Origin of the sequence: Blastopirellula sediminis (assembly GCF_020966755.1) — a bacterium.
Lineage (GTDB): Bacteria > Planctomycetota > Planctomycetia > Pirellulales > Pirellulaceae > Blastopirellula > Blastopirellula sediminis.
In genome coordinates this window covers 3520719-3541726 of the sequence record NZ_JAJKFT010000010.1, presented here as the reverse complement: position 1 = coordinate 3541726, position 21008 = coordinate 3520719, and the positions used below count along the sequence as shown (strand labels likewise).

General features: G+C 60.1%; 19 protein-coding genes. 6 read left to right on the top strand and 13 right to left on the bottom strand.

All coding sequences use genetic code 11. The features are described from left to right. Window positions 1-17: 17 nt before the first annotated feature. Window positions 18-851: a sensor histidine kinase gene (locus LOC68_RS26015; protein WP_230224585.1), complete on the bottom strand. Its 834-nt coding sequence runs from the start codon at window positions 849-851 to the stop codon at window positions 18-20. A 211-nt stretch (window positions 852-1062) separates the two neighbouring features. On the opposite strand from LOC68_RS26015, the gene LOC68_RS26010 reads away from it, so the two are divergent. Beyond that, on the top strand, window positions 1063-1326 hold the full coding sequence (locus LOC68_RS26010) for a hypothetical protein (RefSeq protein WP_230224583.1): 264 nt from the start codon (window positions 1063-1065) through the stop codon (window positions 1324-1326). Between the two features lie 103 nt (window positions 1327-1429). Here LOC68_RS26010 and nadD read toward each other — a convergent pair whose 3' ends face one another. Next, window positions 1430-2050: a nicotinate-nucleotide adenylyltransferase gene (gene nadD, locus LOC68_RS26005; protein WP_230224582.1), complete on the bottom strand. Its 621-nt coding sequence runs from the start codon at window positions 2048-2050 to the stop codon at window positions 1430-1432. A 108-nt stretch (window positions 2051-2158) separates the two neighbouring features. On the opposite strand from nadD, the gene priA reads away from it, so the two are divergent. The 4 genes from priA (at window position 2159) to recG (ending at window position 9227) form a co-directional block, all read left to right on the top strand. Further along, window positions 2159-4435 (top strand): replication restart helicase PriA, encoded by a 2277-nt coding sequence (priA, locus tag LOC68_RS26000; RefSeq protein ID WP_230224580.1) that lies wholly within the window; start codon window positions 2159-2161, stop codon window positions 4433-4435. A 110-nt stretch (window positions 4436-4545) separates the two neighbouring features. Further along, window positions 4546-6450, top strand: a complete 1905-nt coding sequence (locus LOC68_RS25995) for a sensor histidine kinase (RefSeq protein WP_230224578.1) — start codon at window positions 4546-4548, stop codon at window positions 6448-6450. 58 nt (window positions 6451-6508) lie between these two features. Continuing rightward, window positions 6509-6967: a ribonuclease HI gene (gene rnhA, locus LOC68_RS25990; protein ID WP_230224576.1), complete on the top strand. Its 459-nt coding sequence runs from the start codon at window positions 6509-6511 to the stop codon at window positions 6965-6967. A 166-nt stretch (window positions 6968-7133) separates the two neighbouring features. Beyond that, on the top strand, window positions 7134-9227 hold the full coding sequence (recG, locus tag LOC68_RS25985; protein WP_230224569.1) for an ATP-dependent DNA helicase RecG: 2094 nt from the start codon (window positions 7134-7136) through the stop codon (window positions 9225-9227). 105 nt (window positions 9228-9332) lie between these two features. On the opposite strand, the gene LOC68_RS25980 is transcribed toward recG, so the two are convergent. From LOC68_RS25980 to rpmB, 9 genes are all read right to left on the bottom strand, one after another. Beyond that, window positions 9333-10151 (bottom strand): alpha/beta hydrolase, encoded by an 819-nt coding sequence (locus tag LOC68_RS25980; RefSeq protein ID WP_230224567.1) that lies wholly within the window; start codon window positions 10149-10151, stop codon window positions 9333-9335. A gap of 202 nt (window positions 10152-10353) precedes the next feature. Continuing rightward, window positions 10354-11502, bottom strand: coding sequence for an aminofutalosine synthase MqnE (mqnE, locus tag LOC68_RS25975; RefSeq protein WP_230224565.1), 1149 nt, complete (start codon window positions 11500-11502; stop codon window positions 10354-10356). Between the two features lie 101 nt (window positions 11503-11603). Next, a complete protein-coding gene (bioA, locus tag LOC68_RS25970; protein WP_230224563.1) occupies window positions 11604-12965 on the bottom strand; it encodes an adenosylmethionine--8-amino-7-oxononanoate transaminase in 1362 nt (453 codons plus the stop codon). Between the two features lie 136 nt (window positions 12966-13101). Next, complete coding sequence (locus LOC68_RS25965) at window positions 13102-13389, bottom strand: adenosylmethionine-8-amino-7-oxononanoate aminotransferase (RefSeq protein WP_230224561.1); 288 nt, start codon at window positions 13387-13389, stop codon at window positions 13102-13104. A 115-nt stretch (window positions 13390-13504) separates the two neighbouring features. Beyond that, on the bottom strand, window positions 13505-14290 hold the full coding sequence (locus LOC68_RS25960; protein ID WP_230224559.1) for an SAM hydrolase/SAM-dependent halogenase family protein: 786 nt from the start codon (window positions 14288-14290) through the stop codon (window positions 13505-13507). Window positions 14291-14301: 11 nt separating this feature from the next. Continuing rightward, window positions 14302-15774, bottom strand: coding sequence for an Asp-tRNA(Asn)/Glu-tRNA(Gln) amidotransferase subunit GatB (gatB, locus tag LOC68_RS25955; protein ID WP_230224557.1), 1473 nt, complete (start codon window positions 15772-15774; stop codon window positions 14302-14304). After that, the gene (locus tag LOC68_RS25950; RefSeq protein ID WP_230224550.1) at window positions 15771-17312 is read right to left on the bottom strand and encodes an Asp-tRNA(Asn)/Glu-tRNA(Gln) amidotransferase subunit GatA; all 1542 of its coding nucleotides are present in this window, start codon (window positions 17310-17312) and stop codon (window positions 15771-15773) included. Before LOC68_RS25950 ends, gatB begins: the two co-directional genes overlap by 4 nt. Window positions 17313-17429: 117 nt before the next feature. After that, window positions 17430-17720: an Asp-tRNA(Asn)/Glu-tRNA(Gln) amidotransferase subunit GatC gene (gene gatC, locus LOC68_RS25945; RefSeq protein WP_230224542.1), complete on the bottom strand. Its 291-nt coding sequence runs from the start codon at window positions 17718-17720 to the stop codon at window positions 17430-17432. A 45-nt stretch (window positions 17721-17765) separates the two neighbouring features. Next, window positions 17766-18044, bottom strand: coding sequence for a 50S ribosomal protein L28 (rpmB, locus tag LOC68_RS25940; protein WP_230224540.1), 279 nt, complete (start codon window positions 18042-18044; stop codon window positions 17766-17768). A 485-nt stretch (window positions 18045-18529) separates the two neighbouring features. Here rpmB and LOC68_RS25935 point away from each other — a divergent pair, with 485 nt between their 5' ends. Beyond that, window positions 18530-20284 carry a SulP family inorganic anion transporter gene (locus tag LOC68_RS25935; protein WP_230224538.1) on the top strand — a complete coding sequence of 585 codons (1755 nt, stop codon included), beginning with the start codon at window positions 18530-18532 and terminating at the stop codon, window positions 20282-20284. 3 nt (window positions 20285-20287) lie between these two features. On the opposite strand, the gene LOC68_RS25930 is transcribed toward LOC68_RS25935, so the two are convergent. Continuing rightward, window positions 20288-20746, bottom strand: a complete 459-nt coding sequence (locus tag LOC68_RS25930) for a type II toxin-antitoxin system VapC family toxin (protein WP_230224536.1) — start codon at window positions 20744-20746, stop codon at window positions 20288-20290. Window positions 20747-20761: 15 nt separating this feature from the next. Continuing rightward, window positions 20762-20995: a hypothetical protein gene (locus tag LOC68_RS25925; protein WP_230224534.1), complete on the bottom strand. Its 234-nt coding sequence runs from the start codon at window positions 20993-20995 to the stop codon at window positions 20762-20764. Window positions 20996-21008: the final 13 nt, after the last annotated feature.

Genomic DNA, 21008 nt, shown 5'->3' with positions numbered 1-21008 from the left:
CCTCGTATTTCTCCGCACTACTGCGTCGCGGTCGTCGGAGCGACGCCGACCGCTGGCTTAATGACCGCCGGCGGGACAATTGGGTTCGCAGCGGGTAGCCGTATCGTAAACGCGGTGCCGACGCCGACGGTGCTCTGCACGCGGATCTTCCCCTGGTGCGCTTCGATGATGTCGCGGCAGGTCGCCAGGCCAAGCCCGGTTCCCCCCTTGCCGCTTTCATCGGGGCCCGATTTCGTCGAGAAGAAAGGATCGAAGATCTTCGGTAACTGATCGGCCGGGATCCCGGTGCCGCTATCACGGACCATTAGGCTCACCGCGCCATCTTCGTCCTGCGACAGACGAATCACCAGGCGGCCCCCTTTGGGCATCGCCTGACGCGCATTGATCATCAGGTTCAGCAGCACTTGCTGGATCTGGTTGCCGATCGCCAGAGCAGGGGCCGTCGTCTCGATCTGGACGTCCAGTTCAACTCGATACTTCTGCATTTCGCGTTCGAGCAGCATCACCGCGTCCTGGACCAGCGGCGCCAGGTCGGTCGGTTCGCGGCGATCGCTGCGGTTGCGGGCCATGCCGAGCACGCCGGTGGTAATCTTCGCCGCGCGGTTCCCGGCGGCCATGATTTTCTCAAAGCAGCGGTTGCGGGTCGCTTCGTCCTGATGGCGAAGTCCCATCTGGGCGTAGTTGATGATCGAGGTCAGGACATTGTTGAATTCGTGCGTGGTCGAGCTCATCAGTTCGCCGAGAGCGGTGAACTTCTGGGCTTCGGCCAGTCGCTTTTTGAGCGTTTCGATCTGCTCTTCGAGCGACGGCTGGTTTGGGGACTCTGTGACCGGTGACGTCCGAAATGACACGCGCGTCCTGCCTTTCCTTCTAGAAACTTTCCACCCTGCCGGGCTTCGCAAAACCGCCGAAGCTTCCCTGTCGGCGTCGCTTAAAGTCCTGCGAAATGGAGATTTACCGCTACCAATGGCTATCGACGTTTTGCTCTTCGTGACTCAAATCGATCCCGCTACAATCCGTGCCCCTGATACAGATTCCCCAATATCGCAATGGATTCTGCGCATGCACACGCTCGATCTGCTGGAACAAGCTATCACCACGGCTGAGAAACTCGGTTACCGAGTTCGCCGCGAATGGCTGGGTGGCGACGCCAGCGGCGGGTGCGAAATTGCCGGGCAAAAATGGATCTTCGTCGACCTTTCGCTTGATTCGCACGAGCAGCTGATGCAAGTGCTGGACGCCGTCGCGAGCGATGAAGCCCTTGCTACGATCCCGCTTCCCAAGTCGCTAGAAACGCTGACCAACCGTTCGCGCAAGGCCGCATAGCTGGGTGGCACTGCTGGCTTGTCCAGCAGTGTGGGCCGGGTTACCAACTTCCCACTGCTGGACAAGCCAGCAGTGCCACCCGGGGCTCGCCGGAATCACCGGTTTAGCGCACGCCAGGATGACCGAACAGCCGTTTGGTCTCGATATACATCTCCACAGCGCGAGGCGTCTGATAGCGGATCGTCTCGCCAGCAGCGCAGCGACGGCGAATTTCGGTGCTGCTGAGCCCAATCCCCGGCACATCGACCAGATTTCCGGCAAACGAAGCCAACCGCTCGGCCGAGCAATAGGGCGCCAGAACGCTCCAGTCTGGTTCCGGCGAGCCAGGACGTCGCATCACCGCTGGCGCCGCCAGCTGACAGATTTCGGCCGGGTTGCGCCAAGTCGGAAACTCGGCGAGCGAGTCCCCGCCGATCAGCAGAAACAGTTCGGCGTCCGGGAGCAGCTCTTTGATCTGCTTCAGCGTGTCGACCGTATAGCTGACTCCGCCCCGTTCTAGTTCGAGCGGACAGACGGTGAACGCCTCGTTGCCGGCGATCGCCATTTGCAGCATCGCGACACGATCAGCGTCGCTCGCCAACGCCTGATCGAGCTTGTGGGGGGGAGTCGCGGCCGGAACGAACCAAACTTCGTTGAGCGACAGTTGTTCGCGGGCATATTCGGCAAGTAGCAAATGACCGAAATGGACCGGAGAAAACGAGCCGCCGAAGATACCCAGTCGCATGGAACTCTTTCGCTTTTTCCTGATCGCCGCCGACGCTTCGCCAAAGTCGTTACAATTCAATGTAACTCCCACCTGCCGCGCAGGCCATCCAAGCGCCGACATAAGCTCGTGAAGCAACAAGACTTATTCAATACCGCGCCGGCGCCCTGGGAAGTTGATGATCTCGCCTCGCATGTTGTCGCGAAGATCGTCTTCTCGACCGGGCCGCAGCAACCGTTCGACTATCTGGTGCCGGAAAACCTGGTTCCCGAAGCGATCGCCGGTCGTCGTATGCGCGTTCCCTTTGGCCGCGGCGATCGTCTGGTGCAGGGCTACTGCGTCGACGTCGCCGCCAAGCAGGTTGTGCCGGGCAAGCTGAAGTCAGTACACGAAGTGGTCGACGACGTCACGCTTCTCAGTCGCACGATGCTCGGCCTGACGCAGTGGATGGCCGACTACTATCTTTGCCCGTGGGGACAAGTGCTGGACGCCGTGGTGCCGGCCGCGGTTCGCGGCAACGCCGGGACGCGCGAAGTGACGCTGCTGTCGGTTCCTCGCGAAACGGCGATGCAGCTCGCCACGCTCAAGCTTCCCGGCAAACAACAAACGGCGCTTTCCATTCTCGCCGGCGCAAGTCGCCCGCTGACGCCGCCGGAACTGGCCGAAGCGGCCGGCTGCACGCAGGCGCCGATCATGGCGCTGCGCAAAAAGAAACTGATCCACGTCGAAGTCCGCCGCATCAGCTTCGCCCATTTCGACGACGAGCCGGCCGAGACGGAACCTCCCAAAGAGCTGAACGCCGATCAAACCGAAGCGCTCCGCACGATCCTTCACTCGGTCGAAGAGGAGCGTCACCAATCGGTCCTGCTGCATGGCGTGACCGGCAGCGGCAAGACTGAAGTCTACCTGCAAGCGATTCAGCGAGTCGTCGCCGCCGGCAAACAGGCGATCGTGCTGGTTCCCGAAATCAGCCTGACGCCGCAGACGAAGCACCGCTTTCGCGCTCGTTTCAGCCAGATCGCGCTGCTGCATAGTCACATGAACGACGTCGAGCGGCATTGGCAGTGGAAGCGGATCGCCAGCGGGCACATTCCGGTGGTGGTCGGCGCTCGCAGCGCTATCTTCGCTCCAACGCCGCGGCTCGGGATGATCATCCTCGACGAAGAACATGACTCGTCGTTCAAGCAAGATACCGCACCCCGCTATCATGCTCGCGACGTCGCCGCGTGGCGAGCGGCTCACGAACACGCGCCGCTAATTCTCGGCTCGGCGACCCCGTCGCTCGAAAGTTGGCGACAAACGCAAACCGGCGCGATCACGCTCGTCTCGATGCCCCGCCGCGTCAACAACTATCCGCTTCCTGACGTGAAAACGATCGACCTGCGAGTCGATCGCAAAAGCCAAGGCCGCGGCGCAATCAGTCGTCAGCTCTACCTGGCGATGAAGCGGAACGTCGAAGAAGATGGGCAGATGATTCTGCTGCTCAATCGCCGCGGCTATGCGACCCACATTCAGTGCCCCGCGTGCGGCGAGAAAGTGGTCTGCCCCGAGTGCGAGATTCCGCTGACGCATCACCTGGCCGACAACATGGCGATTTGCCATTACTGCGACTATCGCCGCCCGGCCCCGAAAAGCTGTCCAGCGTGCGACTACTCCGGCATCCACTTTTTTGGCTACGGGACGCAGAAGCTGGAAGCGGAAGTCCGCGCGCGGTTCCCCGGCGTCGAGTGTCTGCGGATGGACAGCGACACGATGAAGAAGCCAGGCTCGCACGAAGCGGCGCTCGATCGGTTCCGCCGCGGCGACGCGAAGATCCTGGTCGGCACGCAGATGATCGCCAAAGGGCTCGACTTCCCGAACGTCACGCTGGTCGGGGTGATCAACGCCGATACGGCGCTCCACTTTCCTGACGTCAGGGCAGGGGAGCGAACCTTCCAGCTGATCACCCAAGTCGCCGGACGTACCGGTCGCGGCCACAAAGGAGGGCAAGTGCTCGTGCAAACCCTCAGCCCCGATCACCCCGCGATCGAAGCGGCGACGCGGCACGATTACGCGCTGTTCGCCGAGCGCGAGCTGCCGTTTCGCGAGAAGTTCCACTTCAGCCCGTTCGCCAAAATGGTCCGGCTCGTCGCACGCGCCGAAGTCGCGTCGGCGCCGGAAGCGATGCTTGAAGAGTTCGCCAAGCAGATCGTCAAAGTCGCCGAGGAGCTGTCGCTGGAAATCTATCTGCAAGGACCGGCCGCGGCGCCGATCGAGAAGCTGCGGGGGCAATATCGCTTCCATCTATTGATCAAAGCGCACGACGGCGAGAAGCTGCGTGAGGCCGTAAAGCTGGTCGCCGCCAAGACAAGAACGCCCGACGATGTGATCTGGACGATCGACGTTGACCCAGTTGATATGATGTAAAACGGGGCAAACCAGTACTTTCGGGGGAATGAATCTGTCTGGCTCCATCCGGGTCAAACCTCTAGAATGCTTACGAGTCCCCTAAGTTTTCGTCTCTTTTTCCGCACTGCATGTCCTACCGCTCGCTAAAACGCGTTCTCGGCGAAACGAACTTGGAGCGCAAGTGCCGCTTCCTGTTCGGGACCTGCTTGCTGCTGCTCATCATGGGGAGCTTCACCTGGTACGGTCAGTCGACCGAACAGCTGGTGCACGAAAAGAACGAAGCGACCGGCCGTCTGTTGGTCGATGCGGTGCTGCTGAAGATTCACTGGCAGAACAACGAGAAGACGTCGCAACCGGGCTATGACGCTTACGTCGCCGAGACCGGGCTCAATCTGGAATACATCAACTACGACTGGGAGATCCTGGTCCGTGATCCGGAAGCGCAAAAGCTGGCTCGCACCTTGAACAAGGAAGAGCGGATCTCGCTACCGGCCAACGAAGAGGAATACCAGGTCCTCGCCGAGTTGCAGTACGAGCAAGAGACGCGCGACAAAGAGATTCTGGAACGCTTCCTGGCGACTCCGGAACTCGAGACCAAAGTGGTCGACGAAGAGTGGGTGAAGTTCAAACCGCAGACCGACGACAAGAACCTGGTCGAGTATTCGCCGGTCTCTCGTTCGTCGTACAACGATTCCAGCAAGACTTACGTCTACTACCAGCCGATCTACTGGAAGTATTCGTGCACCCTTTGCCACAACAACGACGTCGCGGCGGCCTTTCCGGCCGGCCAACCGGCGACCGAAGATCGCTTGCCGTTCACCGTGGTGAAGATCACCAAGCCGGACGACGTCACGCAGCTGGCTCTCAATAAGAACTTCGCCTTCCTGGTCGCGACCGGCATTATCACCGTCGCCCTCTCGATGGCGGCGTTGTACTTGATCGTCAAATACGTGATCGTCAAACCGCTCAACCATCTGCGCGAAGTGAGCGAAGAGGTGACCAACGGCAATACGTCGGTCCGCGCCGACATCCGCACCAACGACGAGTTTGAAGATCTCGCCTCATCGTTCAACAAGATGCTGCGCCACTTGATCGATGCGCAAAACCAGTTGCATCTCGCCAATGACGACCTCGACAACAAGGTCGACGAGTTGGCCCGCGTCAACGTGCAGCTGTACGAAATGAACCGCGTCAAAAGCGACTTCCTGGCGAACATGAGCCATGAACTGCGGACCCCGCTTAACAGCATCCTCGGCTTCTCCGACGTGCTGAGCGGCATCGACAGCCTCAACGACAAACAAAAGCGGTACGTCCAGAACATCCAAAAGTCGGGACGTTTGCTCCTCGACATGATCAACGACATTCTCGACCTGGCGAAGATCGAAAGCGGCCGGATGGAAGTTCGCCCGAGCGAGTTCTCGGTCGCCGCCGTCGTCCGAGCCAACTGCGACATGGTTCGTTCGCTCATCGAAGAAAAGAATCTCGACCTCGAATGCGACGTGCAGGATGGGGGCGAGCCGATGTTCCAGGATCAAACGAAGCTGCAGCAGATTTTGACCAACCTGCTGTCGAACGCGATCAAGTTCACGCCGGAAGGGGGACGCATCATCGTCCGAGTTTCGCGAGAAGAGGACATGATGAAGCTCTCGGTGCAGGACACCGGGGTCGGGATCGCCGAAGAAGATCGCGAAGTAATTTTTGAAAAATTCCGCCAAGGCGCCGTTTCGCCGCGCAACGATTCGCTGACCCGCGAGTTCTCCGGCACCGGGCTGGGCCTCTCGATCGTGATGGAAATCTGCAAATTGCTCGACGGTTCGGTCGATCTCGAAAGCCAGCTCGGCTCCGGCAGCACCTTCACGATTCGAATTCCGTGGATCGCCGACGAAGGTCCCGACCTTTCGCAATCGACGTTTCGCAGTAAGCTTAACGATCTGAGCAAGTCGAGCGGCGAGTTTCCGCGTTTAGGCGGTCCAGGTTCCTCGAATGGAAGTCCGACCGACGCCGCGGCGCCTTCTCAGCGCAGCTTGACGTAGCTTACGGACGAACCAGCGTCCGCCGTTTCGATTCACCCTCTCACTTGGCGATTGCCCCATGCCGTTCGAACCTGAAGTCGCTCTTTACACCGATGGCGCATGCAGCGGAAACCCCGGCCCCGGCGGCTGGGCCTTCATCCTGCGTCATCTGGCCAGCGGCAAAGAAATGGAAGGCTCCGGCGGCGAGTCCGAATCAACCAACAACCGCATGGAACTGCAAGCGGTGATTGAAGGACTGGGAACCCTCACGCGTCCTTGCCGCGTCGAACTCTTCACCGACAGCGTCTACGTCGGCAAAGGGATGACCGAGTGGATGCCGAAGTGGAAGCAAAACGGCTGGCGGCGCAAAGAAGGCAAAGCGTGGAAGCCGGTCAAGAACGAAGAGCTCTGGCGCCGCCTCGACGAATTGCTGCTGACCCACCAGGTGAAATATACCCGCGTCGCCGGCCACAGCGGCCACCCCGAAAACGAACGCTGCGACGAACTAGCGGTCGAAGCGAGCCAGAAGTTTCGCTAAGCCCAAACACTAGCCCGCAGCGCAAGCGAGGGAATGCGCTTGGCTACTTCGAACCACGTTGGCATTTCCAACCGCATTCCCTCGCTTGCGCTGCGGGCTAGTGTCTCGATCGTTTTGCGATGCAAACGGCGTCGCATTGGCGGCGCGGTTCGTTAAAATAGCCAGCATGTCCTCGCCTGGCGCCAATTCGTCTCTCGAACGTCTTCGTACTCCCGTTCAATATCTGAAGGGAGTTGGGCCGCAACGCGCCGAGAAGCTGGCGAAGCTCAACATCTTCACCGCGCTCGACCTCCTCTTCTTCTTTCCCCGCGATTACCAGGATGTCCGCGACGTCGTCCCGATCGCGCAGCTGGTGGAAGACGAACCGGCGAGCGTCATCGGGATCGTCGAAGAGGTGACGCTCCGCAACACCGGACCGGGGCGCTCGATCCTGGGCGTGCTCATCCGCAGCGACGATCAATACCTGCGTGCCGTCTGGTTCAATCAACCGTTCCTGCGTCGCCGTTTCAATGAAGGAAGCCGCGTCCTTCTCTCCGGCAAGCCGACGATGAACGGGCTCCGCTGGGAAATGGCCCACCCAATCGCCGACGTTCTGGAAGAAGCCCAGGAAGAGATCGGCGGCAAGATCTTGCCGGTCTATCCGCTGACCGAAGGGATCCGCCAAGGGGCGATGCGGAGACTGGTTCATCATGCGGTTGAAGATTATCGCAAGGAAATCGAAGAGGTCCTGCCGCAGTCGTTTCTCGACGAGCATGGGCTGATGCCGGTCCATGATGCGATTCTGCAGATCCATGCCCCGGACGATCACGAGTCGAAAGCGGCGGCGCAGCGGCGGTTCATCTACCAGGAACTGCTCGTCCTGCAACTCGCCCTGGCGGTCCGGCGCTATCAACTCACCGCCAGTCGGCACTCGCTGCCGATCCCGATCGACGGCCGCGTCGACGAGCGCATCCGCCGCCTGATCCCGTTTGAACTGACCGAGGCGCAAAACCAAGCGGTCGCCGAAGTCGCCAAAGACATGGCGCTCGACGTTCCGATGAACCGGATGCTGCAAGGAGACGTCGGCTCCGGCAAAACGATCGTCGCCCTCTACGCGATGCTGGCCGCGGTCGCCGCCGGATCGCAAGCGGCGCTGATGGCGCCGACCGAAGTTCTGGCTCGACAACATGCCCGGACGCTAGGGAAGCTGCTCGCCAAGGCGCAGGTCAAAGTTGGCCTGCTGACCGGCACGCTTACCGAGAAACAGCGCCGTGAGCTACTGGCCGAGGTCGCATCGGGCGAAGTGCAACTGCTGGTCGGCACCCAGGCGATGATCGCCGGCGAGATTGAGTTCAAACAACTTGGCCTGGTCGTGATCGACGAACAGCACAAGTTCGGCGTCCGTCAGCGCGGCCTACTTCGCGGCGCCGGGCTCGATCCGCATTACCTGGTGATGACGGCGACGCCGATTCCGCGGACGATCGCGATGTCTCTCTTTGGCGATCTCGACGTCTCTTCGATTCGCGAGGCTCCGCCAGGTCGACAGCCGGTTCATACCTACATCGGCACCGAAGAAGAACGGGAGAAGTGGTGGGAGTTCTTTCGGAAAAAACTGCGGGAAGGACGCCAAGGGTACGTCGTCGCGCCGCTGGTCGACGAATCGTCTTCGGCCGATAGCGCCAGTGCAGAGCAACTGCTCGAAACTCTCTCGAACGGCGAGTTGGAAGAGTTTCGTCTTGGTCTCTTGCATGGCCGGATGAGCGCCGAAGAGAAAGAAGAAACGATGCGGCGGTTTCATGACGCCGAGATCCAGGTCCTCGTCTCCACCTCGGTAATCGAAGTCGGCGTCGACGTTCCCAACGCGGTCGTCATGACGATCGAAGGGGGCGAGCGATTCGGCTTGGCGCAGCTCCACCAACTCCGCGGTCGCATCAGCCGCGGCAGTCATGCCGGTTTCCTCTGCATCTTCGCCGACCCGAAATCAGACCAATCGCGCGAACGGCTTGAAGCGCTCGCCAAGTCGACCGACGGGTTTGAGTTGGCCGAACTCGACTTCCGTCTGCGTGGGCCCGGCGACCTCTTCGGCTTCAAGCAACACGGGATGCCGCCGCTGCGGATCGCCGACTTGCAGCGAGACGCCGAACTGCTGGAAAAGGCCCGGGCCGACGCCCGATCGATCATTGCGTCCGACCCCGCCCTGGCCGACGCCAAGTGGGAAAAGCTGCGGCGAATGGTCTACATTCGGTACGGAAAATCGCTCGAGATCGGCGATCTGGCGTAGTCGTCCGCCCCGATTCTTCCATCCGAAACGTTTCGGGGGAAGGGTTTCAGGAGCAACTCCGCTTGCGTTCGTCTCGGAGCCCAGCGTCTATGGAACTCTCGCCCCCTATTTGGCGCCCGTCTGCTTCTTGACGAACTCCACCAACAGTTGCAACGCCGGCGGGACTGCCGTGCCGTGATTGAAACCGCCGACTTCGTGCAGTTTCACCTGCTTGTTTCCCAACCCCGTCATCATTCTGCAGAGATAGGCGTTCTCTTCGTAACGCCCTAGCATGTCCAGTTCACGGTCGCCGGTGACCAGCAACATCGGCGGCGTTTCCTTGCGCGGGTAATAGGCGGGCGCCAGGTCATCGATGATCGGCGTGTTCTGTCCGATACCACGTTCCGCGCGAATGGTGAAGTGCGTGAACATCTGACCGCTCAAGGGAGCGAAGCCAGCCAATTTGTCGGCGTCAATTTCGTGCGCGGCGAGCCAACGTTTGTCGAGACAGACGATGCCGGTCAAATAGCCGCCGGCCGAATAGCCGCTGACGAAGATCTTGTTCGGGTCGCCGCCGTAGCGTTCGATGTTTTTGAAGGTCCACGCGATCGCAGCGGCCGCGTCTTCGATGTAAGCCGGCGCCGTCACCTTCGGGCTCAGCCGATAGTTGACCGCGACCACGGCGAAGCCTTTCCCTTGCAGCTCTTTCGGAACCGACTTACTGCCCCCGGTGATTCCCCCGCCGTGAAACCAGACGACCGTGGCGAACCCTTTTTCGTCGGCCGGATAATAGACGTCGACCTTGCAACGTTCTTTTTCGTAGTCGGAGAGATTATCTCCCTCACGATACGGAATGTCCTTTTCGGTCTGATACTCGGCGGCGAAGGCCGCAGCGGAAGAAACGAGCAGAGCGAGCACAAACGAAGCGGCGTGAATCAGTCGCATGAATCAGACTCTCAGCAGGCGGGAACTAGCGGGGCGGGAAACGGCAAACGTTCCTCCCATTCTCGACTGCCGAGCAGCGCGATTCAACCCTGCGATCTGATGCGATTGAGTGGCACTGCTGGCTTGTCCAGCAGTGGGCGCCGGGTACCAATTTTCCACTGCTGGACAAGCCAGCAGTGCCACCCGTTTCGTCGATCAAATTTTAGCTGCCGACGGCAACTTGTTCGCCAACCGTCCAGGCCGACGGATTGGCCGGGTCGCGTTCGACGCGGCGATAGAGGGTATCCCGTTCGACCGGTTCGCGGCCCGTTTCTGTGATCAGGCGGCGAATGTCTTCGACCGACAGAACTTCCGGAGTAGTCGCCCCGGCGTCGTGATAGATCAGTTCATGACGAACGGTGCCGTCGATGTCGTCAGCGCCGTATGCAAGCGCCGTCTGGGCGGTCTCGATGCCGAGCATAATCCAATACGCTTTGATGTGGTCGAAGTTGTCGAGCATCAACCGCGAAATCGCCATCGTCCGCAGGTCCATCAGCACCGACGGCTTCTTCAAGTTGCGGAGCGCGGCCAGCTCGGTGTTGTCGGGATGGAACGCCAGCGGGATGAAGGTCTGGAAACCGCCGGTCAGATCTTGCTGCTCACGCAGACGAATCAGATGGTCGATCCGATGGTAAGCGTTTTCGATATGGCCATAGAGCATCGTCGCGTTGGTCTTGATACCCAGCTTATGCGCCGTGCCGTGAACTTCAAACCACTTGCTTGAGTTCGCCTTGTGTTCGCAGATCTGGTCGCGAATCTCGCGATGGAAGATCTCGGCGCCGCCGCCAGGCATGCTGCCAAGCCCTGCGTCAAGGAGATCGGTCAGCACCGCTTCGACCGACTTCTTGGTCAGGAACTCAAACCAGTTGATCTCGACCGCGGTCCAACCTTTCAGGTGCAAGTTCGGAAACGCGTCGTGCAGGATCTTCAGACAGTTGACGTACCAGTCGTATTTCTTCTGGTGATGCAGACCGCCGACGATGTGCATTTCGGTGCAACCGTTGTCGACCGCTTCCTGACCGCGAGCGAGGATCTGCTCGTCGCTCATCACGTAGCCGCGCGGTTCACGCAGGTCGGCCCGGAACGCGCAGAAGTTGCAGCGATAGACGCAGATGTTGGTCGCGTTCAGGTGGGTGTTGATGTTGTAGTAGCCGAAGTTGCCGTTCTTCCGCTCGCGAACCAGATTGGCCAGCGCGGCGACGTCGTTCAGCGGCACGTCGTCCTGATAGAGGTAAACCCCTTCGTCCAGCGTCAGCCGATCGCCGTTTTCCACTTTCTTAGCAATCGTATCGAGCGAAATTCCACCAGCCATGGGCGTCGGCTTCCTACATCAAGTCCAGAATCAAAATCAGCTACCGTCATAACCGCACTGGCAGAGCGATTGCAACCAACTCTTTATGTTCTAACGAATGGTCACTCCCCGCAAGGGGCGACCGCATGCTCGATTCCCCCTTTTGCGGCGTCCACAATGCGGTCAATCTCGTCCAATGTGATCGACAGCGGCGGCATGATCACGATCACGTTCCCCAGCGGACGGAGCCAGACCCCGTTTTTCGTCGCATGGCGGCAAGCTCGCCACCCGCGGCGTTCGGTCCAGGGATAGGCTTCTCCCGTCGCCTTGTTGGCGATTAGCTCGACCCCCACGATCAGCCCGCATTGTCGTACCGAGGCGACATGCGGGTGGTCGGCCAGCTCGGCCAGTCGCTTTTCGAGATGCGCGATCTTGGCCGGCAACTGCTCCAGGATCTTCTCTTCCTCAAAGACGTCGAGCGTCGCCAAGGCCGTCGCGCACAACAGCGGGTTGCCGCTGAAGGTGTGCCCGTGAAAGAAGGTCTTCCGCTCGGCGTAGGTTCCCAGGAAGGCGTTCCAGATCTCGGTCCGCGCCACGGTAACGCTCAGCGGCAGATAACCGCCGGTCAGCCCTTTGCCGAGACAGAGGAAGTCAGGCGTCACCTCTTCCTGCTCACAGGCGAACATCGTCCCGGTTCGCCCCATCCCGACGGCGATCTCGTCAAAGATCAGCAGCACGTCGTATCTGTTCGTCAGCTCACGCAGACCGCGAAGATAACCTGCCGGTTGCATCAGCATCCCGGCGGCGCCTTGCACGAGCGGCTCGATCACCACCGCGGCAAGCGTCTCGTGATGCTCTTTCAGGACCGCTTCCAACTGGTCCAGATAATACTGGCAGGCAGTCTTCGGCGTCACGCCAGCGGGCAAGTGATCGCGGTCAGGCGACGGCAAGCGATGCACCGAGAAGAGCAGGGGGCGGAACATGTCGTGGAACATCTCGACGCCGCCAACGCTGACGCTTCCCAGCGTATCGCCGTGATACGCTTCATGAAACGCGATGTAGCCGGTCTTCTGCGGCCGCGGATCTTCGCGCTGCTGCCAATACTGAAACGCCATCTTCAGCGCCACTTCGACCGCCGACGAACCGTCGCACGCGAAGAAGACGTGATCGAGATCGCCCGGCGTCAGCTCAACAATCCGCTTGGACAACTCAATCGCCGGTACGCTGGAGCAACCAAGATTGGTGACGTGCGCCACCTTGTCCAATTGTTCGCGGATCGCGGCGTCGATCTTCGGATGGCGATGGCCGAAGGTGTTGCACCAGAGACTGCTGACGCCGTCGAGATAGGCGTTGCCGTCGATGTCGTACAGCATGCACCCTTCGCCGCGCTCGATGATCAGCGGCTCATACTCGGCCATCTGCGTAAACGAATGCCAATGGGCTTTACGGTCCCACTCGCGCAGTTGCTCGGGAGTTAAATTCATCGCCAGAGAATCAGATCGCCAAAACATCACAGGGTGGCACTGCTGGCTTGTCCAGCAGTGGGCAGCGGGCACCCAGTTCACACTGCTGGACAAGCCAGCAGTGCCACCCGCTTCGTAACAAGAACGTTACGCCAACCTACCAGGAAATCTCGACTTTCGCGCCGGGGCGGATGCCGAGAAACATCGCGGCGCTCTCGCCGACGATGCAAAGTTCCAGAAAGCCGCTCTTGCCCAGGACCGCGACGTAGGTCATCTCCGGCTGCTGATGGTCGGCCGGGTAGATCCCCAGCGTACGATGTTCGTCGCAGGTGACCGTCGTCCCTTCGTCCCGCGGCGCATCGGCAAGTTGATCATGCGAAATATCGCTGATGAGGTCGCCTGATTCCGAAATTGCGGTGATGCTGCCGACTAGTTTCGCCGCCACAGGCCGAGCCTCGGATGAAGGGAGAGTGGAGTTTTGAAGAAGAGCGTCTGGGCAGATTCTAGCCAGATTGCGTGAATTCGCCAAGCGCCTTGTCGATACGTAAAGTGAAGAGCCGTCAACTCTTAACTTCGATTTTCACCTTCCCGGCAAAAGATCCCCCCAACCAAGCGGATGCGCTCCCGCTGACGATGGAGATCTCCAATTGACCGCTCGAACCGATCAGTGCGATCGGTGAACCTGTATTTTGCTCGCTATATGTCGAAGAAAGCGGTCCAACGGGTCGCCCATCGATCTCGATGGAGAGGATCTCGACGCTTTCCAGGTCATTTCGCGTGATGTTCGTCACCAGGTTGCCAAACGAATCGGCGTAGATCACTTCGCCATCGATCAGCCCGGCCTTGCGCGAAACCGCGGGAAGCTCGAACCTTGCGATTTCGCTCGTCGGCGGGCCGACTTCATCCCACAGGCCCCCGGCCGCCAGATAAGCGCCGACTGGTCCCATCACATCCCGTCCATGGAAGGTCGCCGAGACCGTTTGCCGCCACAGTTTCGGATTGGCGACCTCACGCAGCTGCGTCGCTTCGCCAGACGCGGCGACGACCGAGAGGAGTCCGTTATCGGGCAGAACGAAGATCTGGCCGTTGATCTCGGCCGCGATGATCTTCCGCTGGCTGCCGACGCCGGGATCGACGACGGCGACATGGACCGTTCCGTAGGGAAAGCTGCGGTAGGTCCGGTCGAGCAGATAGGCGCCCTGCCGGATATTTTGCGGCGCGACGCTGTGGGTCAGATCGACGATCGTCGCCAGGCGAGAGACCGCGAGGATCGCTCCCTTCATTTCGGCGACGTAAGGACTATCGGCGCCGAAGTCGGTGAGCAGCGTGATGATCCCCGACGTCATCCTCGCCCCACTTACATCTTGGTGGCCAGATCAATGCACATCTGACGGAAGGTGCCCGGATCGATATTCGGGTTCTTCTTTTTCGCCTGACCGATCAGCACGCCGACCGCTTTGAGCGTTCCCTCTTTCAAGTCGGAGACGACCTTCGGGTTCGCTTCCAGCAATTCGCGGCAGAGGTTTTCGAGTTCCGAGTCGTCGACCTTCTCGATCCCCATTTCCTTCATCACGTCAGCGGCCGTCTTGCCCGAATCGAGCATCTCGGCGAAGACGTCTTTGGCGCGGGTACCGTCGATCTCTTTGCCGGCGACCGCTTTGACCAGACCGGCCAAACGTTCGGCGGTAATCGGAAACGCTTCGATCTCGATGCCCCGTTCCTTCTGAATGCGGAGCACTTCCTGCTGCACCCAGTTGCTCGCGAGCTTACCGTCGCCGCCGAGCTTGGCGAGCGATTCGTAGTAATCGACCGTCTTCTTCCCTTGATTGACGATCACGTCGGCGTCATAGGCCGGAATCTTGTACTGCGATTCCAAGCGTTCGCGCAGCTGACGCGGCAGCTCGCAGAGGGAAGCGGCGACCGCGGCGACTTCCGCTTCGGTCGTGGTGACCGGCGCGAGGTCCGGTTCCGGGAAGTAGCGGTAGTCGCTCGATTCTTCCTTGTGCCGCTGACCGCGAGTCACTTGGGCCTGATCGTCCCAGCCGCGAGTCTGCTTCGGCACGTCGCCGATCTTCTGTTTCGTTTCTTGCCAGACTTCGTACTGACGCTCCGCTTCGTAAGCGATCGCTCGCTCGACGGCGCGGAAGCTGTTCATATTCTTGATCTCGACGATCGGCGTCGCGACCTTACCTTCCGGCGTCTGTAGATGCAGGTTGACGTTGGCGTCAACGCGAAGGCTCCCTTCCTGCATGTTGCAGTCCGAAACGCCCAGGTACTCCAGGATCAGTTTCAGTTCGGTCAGGTAAGCCTTCGCTTCCAGCGGTGAACGCATGTCCGGTTCGCTGACGATTTCCAACAGCGGCGTGCCGGTTCGGTTCAGGTCGATGCGGCTGTCGGCTTTGCCGGCCGCTTCGTCATGCATGCTCTTGCCGGCGTCCTCTTCGAGGTGAGCCCGGATGATCCGGACCTTGCGCGGCTCGAACTGTCCCTTCGGATCGCTGATCAGCAGATAGCCGTTCTGCGACATCGGCAGATCGTATTGGCTGATCTGGTAACCCTTCGGCAAGTCCGGGTAGTAGTAGTTCTTGCGGTCCCACTTCGTAAAGCGGGGAATCTCGAGGTTCAGCGCACATGCGGTCTGCATCGCCAGCTCAAAGGCGTGACGATTCATGACCGGCAGCGTTCCCGGCATTGCCAGGCAAACCGGGCAGGTCTGCGTGTTCGGCGGCGCACCGTACTTGGTGCTGCAGCGGCAGAAGAGCTTCGTCTGGGTCGCTAGTTGGACGTGGACTTCCAGCCCGATGATGATTTCGTAGGGCGACTCGCTCATGACAGTTCCGGTCTCCGCTCGTGCCAGTCGGTCGCAGTTTGATACATGTGGGCCGCTTGCAGCAGACGCTCTTCGGCCAGCGGCGGACCTTGCAGTTGAATGCCGATCGGCATGCCGCTCTTCGAGAACCCGCACGGCAGCGAAATCCCGCCGATCCCGGCCAGGTTGGCCGTCACCGTGTAAAGGTCGCCCAGGTACATCGCCAACGGATCGTCGGTCTTGGTCCCGGCTTCAAACGAAGGAGTCGGCGCCGTTGGGCCAATCACCAAGTCGACGTTCTTGAACGCCGCGTCGTAGTCCTGACGGATCAGGCGGCGAACTTTGAGCGCCTTCAGGTAGTAGGCGTCGTAATAGCCAGCGCTCAGCGTGTAAGTGCCAAGCATGATGCGGCGTTTGACTTCCGGACCGAACCCTTCGGCGCGGCTTTGGCGATACATGCGAACGAGCGACGTATCGAGTCCGCCCAGCAGTTTTTCATCGCCCGACGCTTCCAACGCAGCTCGCTCTTTGGCCAGTTGCTCGAGCATCTTCGCTTCGTCGCAGCGATGCCCATAGTGGGCGCCGTCGAAGCGGGCCAGGTTACTTGACGCTTCGCTCGGAGCGATGATGTAGTAGACCGCGATGCCGTACTTGCTATGCGGCAGCGAGACGTCGGTCACCGTGGCGCCAAGCGACTTGTAAACGTTGATCGCCTCGCGGACCGACGCTTCGACTTCGCTGTCGAGCCCTTCGCCAAAGTGCTCTTTCACCACGCCCAGACGCAAACCCTTTAGCGGCTGCTTGACCGACTGCGAGTAGGCCGGCGTCTTCACGTTGGCCGAGGTCGAGTCTTTCGCGTCGTAGCCGGCGATCGCTTCCAGCAAGATCGCCGTATCTTCGGCACTTCGGGCCATCGGGCCGATCTGATCCAAGCTGCTGGCGAACGCGATCAAACCGTAGCGGCTGACCACGCCGTAGGTCGGCTTCAAACCGACGACGCCGCAGAACGAAGCGGGTTGGCGAATCGAACCGCCGGTGTCGGTGCCGATCGAAAGCGGGGCCATCGACGCAGCCAAACAAGCTGCGGCGCCGCCGCTCGATCCGCCCGGAACGCATTTCAGGTTCCACGGATTGCGGGTCTTGCCGAGCGCCGAGTTTTCGGTCGAGCCGCCCATGGCGAACTCGTCCATGTTGGTCTTGCCGATCAAGACCGCGTCGGCCGCTTTCAACTTGGTGATCACGGTGGCGTCATACGGAGGAACGAAGTTCTCCAGCATTTTCGACGCACACGTGGTGACTTCCCCTTTGGTGCAGAGGAGATCCTTGATCGCGACCGGAATCCCAGCCAAGCGACCTAGCTTTTCTCCCTTTTTTCGCCGAGCGTCGACGCTTTCGGCTTGCTCTAGAGCGGAGTCCGTCATGACTTTAAGAAAGGCGCCAACTTCTTTGTCGGCGGCGTCGATCTGGGCCAGACAGGCCTTCGTCAGTTCGACCGAGGTAATCTCGCCCGACTCAAGCTGCGTAAGCAGTTGTGCGGCGGAGGCGTGAATCAAAGACATCGGTTCCCCGGAGTCCGCGAGTTCGGTGATGGAGCGTCAAGAAGCGTTGCCGACACGATACCGCCGGCGATGCGCTTCGCCAAGCACGGGCGAGCGACGCGAGTTCGCTCAACCCGACTATTCGCCCAAGACGGCCGGGACGCGAAAACATTCGTCGTCCCGTTTCGGAGCGTTCGCCAGCGCCTCGTCGCGCGAGAGGGAAGGCGCGACTTCATCGGCGGCGAACACGTTGAACTGTTCCACCGCATGGGCCATCGGTTCGACGTCGGTCGTGTCGAGCTCATTGAGTTGCTCGACGTAACCGACGATATCGCTGATCTGCCCGGTCATCGTCGTCAGCTCTTCCTCCGTGAGGAGCAGCCGCGCCAATAGCGACACTTTTTTGACTTCGTGTTGAGAAAGGCTCATCGCGAATCTCCAGCGTCCAGGCGAGATCGAATTACGAAACCGAGCTTACTTCGCCGCTTTTTCTTCGGACGGCAGCTTGAACGGTTTGTGGCGAACGACCTTCTTCACGCGGCCGCTGCGAATGCACTGGGCGCAAACCTGTTGGGTCTTGTGCGTACCGCCCGGGGTCACCACTTTGACCGCCTGCAGATTCGGCTTGAACTTGCGACGGGTGATGCCGGTGATTTTCGTACCGACGCCGCCGAGGTACTTCGCTTTACCACGGAGGGTCACCTGATTTCCGACCTGCGGGCCCTTGCCGCAGATTTCACATGCTTTGGCCATTGCCGTTTCATCCTGACTTATCGAGATCTTGTACTGGCGCGGAAACCGCCAATATAGCAATTGGGGAATAATCAGCAACCGGCGTTTGCTGGCGCCGCGGGAAATCCTGACTGGATTTAGGGAACGGGTCTCGCCGCTATCACCCAGCGCATCTCGCTCTGACGTGAACGAGCTGACCTCGAATTGCCGCAAAAACCAGCCCTTCGTGAAACAAGACCCCGCTAGACACACCCTAATGCGTTCAAAGGAAATTAATTTTCCACAGCACTTATTTTCCACCTTGCGAGTGATAGATCCCCTTAGTAGCCTGAGGCGACCATGACGCCTGACCGCCGCCACCTTGCGATTTCCTCTGACCGGCCCTCTCCGCCGTAGCGCGAGCGCGTGCGTCCTCTGAGTTTTGCTCGCATTCTTCATCCGCTGGGTTGAACCAATCGTTCCCTGCGGTTGAGCTCGAAATATCCCAAATACATAAACCAACAACGATGCTTCATTTTTTCCAATCGCAGCAGCAGAATTTCAAAAATGACCTCCTCTCGGGGCTGACCGTCGCTTTGGCCCTGGTGCCGGAAGCGGTCGCGTTCGCCTTCGTCGCTGGTGTCTCGCCGGTGATCGGGCTCTATTCGGCCTTCTTCCTCGGCCTGCTGACCGCCATCTTCGGCGGCCGGCCCGGGATGATCTCCGGAGCGACCGGCGCCATGGCGGTGATCGTCGTGGGGCTCGTCGCCGGACATGGCATCGAGTACATGTTTCCCGCCGTCATCCTGTGCGGGCTGCTGCAGATTACCTTTGGCCTGACTCGCTTGGGCGTGCTGATCCGGATGGTTCCCCACTCGGTGATGCTCGGGTTTGTGAACGGCCTGGCGATTGTGATCGGTATGGCCCAGTTCGGCAGCTTTCAAACGATCAGCGACTCCGGCGTGCTGACTTACCTCAGCGGGCCGCCGCTCTGGATCATGTTGTCGCTGACCGCCGTGACGATGGCGATCATCTGGCTGCTGCCGAAGTTCACCCGCGCGATTCCGTCGTCGCTCGCCGCACTATTGGTGCTTACGATCACCTCGGTCGTGTTGAATCAAACCCTCGACAAATCGCTCGCCGCGCCGAACCAAGATCATGTGGTGATGACGGTCGGCGACATGCTGCTGACCAACGCCAAATCAAAAGCGGCCGACGTCGCTCGCGGTGATGTCGCGACCGATGGCCATGGCAGTTCCGCTGCGCCCGATGCGGAGCTTACCCCAGAAGTCGCTGCAGCGATGGGAAGCGTGACTCCGGAGACGACCGGCATCTCCGGCGGGCTGCCGCGACTTTTCTTCCTCGATTACATCCTGCCGCCGCTCACCTGGGAAACGCTGTTGATCATCTTTCCGTATTCGGTCGTGCTGGCCGCGGTCGGTTTGATCGAGTCGCTGATGACGCTCACCCTGGTCGACGAAATCACCGAGACGCAAGGAAGCGGCAATCGCGAGTGCGTAGGGCAGGGGATCGCCAACGTCGTCTGCGGCCTCTTCGGCGGCATGGGGGGCTGCGCGATGATCGGTCAGTCGCTCATCAACGTGAACTCCGGCGGTCGCGGACGCTTGTCGGGCATCACTGCCGCTGTTTGCCTGTTGGCGTTTGTGCTGTTTCTCGCCCCGTGGATTGAGATGATCCCCATGGCGGCGCTGGTGGGCGTGATGTTCATGGTGGTGATCGGGACGTTCGAGTGGGCGTCGCTCCGGATGTTCGGCAAAGTGCCGGCCAGCGACTACTTCGTGATGCTGGTCGTCGCAGGCTACACCGCCGTGATGCACGACCTGGCGACTGCGGTGATCCTGGGTGTGATCGTGTCGGCGCTCGTCTTCGCGTGGCGCCATTCGCAAAACATCGGCGCCGACATCAAGATCAACGAACTGGGCGCCAAGGTCTATCAACTGCACGGACCACTCTTCTTCGCTTCGGTAACGAGCTTCAAAAAGCTGTTCGATCCCGAGAAAGATCCGGACGACGTCGTGATCGACTTCTACTACACCCGCGTCTACGACCAGTCGGGCATGGAAGCGATCACCGGCCTGACCGAAAAGTACGAGCAACTCGGCAAACGCTTGGTCCTGACCCATCTGAGCCCCGAGTGCCGCCAAATGCTCGACCGGGCTCACACGATCGTCACGGTGAATCACGCGGAAGAGCCGCAGTTCCACGTGACGACCGAGCGGATTCTGAAGGTGGAAAAGACGAAGGCGGAAGCGACGGCGTAGACTCTATAGATTCGCCAGGTCGGCCGGAAGCGTATCGGGCGAATAGACGACGATTTCCGAATAACGCTGAAAGTCCTTCGGATTTAAGGTCAAGAGATGCTTGACGCCATGTCGTAGCATCGCCGCGACCAACCGAGCATCGTGCGCGTTCTTTCCCTGTACTTGATATCGTTCGACCAACTGTTGCCATTGCTCAAAAATGGCACGTTCGTCACGCAAGAGGTGAAAGAATTCCGACAGCCGATCAAGCTCTCGAGTGGTTTCCTCCACTGACAAATTCAATCCGTTTTGAGCAGCAGGCCGTGTCGCAACGACCCAGTACTCGTAAACGACTTGCGGAACGATGCACGGCTCGGAATCCGACTGAAACAACCGCATGACCGCATCGACAGCGGATGCGAAATGAACCGCGTCAGGCTGGGACGTGCGGACCAGAATGCTCGTGTCGACGAGAATACGCACCGAGCGGGATCCTCGTTAGTAGATCGATTCGCGACTATCGTCGACGAAGTGATTCGCCGGAGAATGACCCTCGGCCCATGCACGAAACCGAGCAGCTCGGTCCGCAGAGCCAGACTGGGCCGGTGCTTGCTGTTCGACCGCCAACAACTCTAGCGCATGCTTCAGCGCATCTTCCTGGCTGGCGAACGCGCCGCTTGCAACCGCGTTCTGCAAGATTGTTTCGTATTGGCTAGGAATATCTAAAGTCATCTTCGGAAGCCTG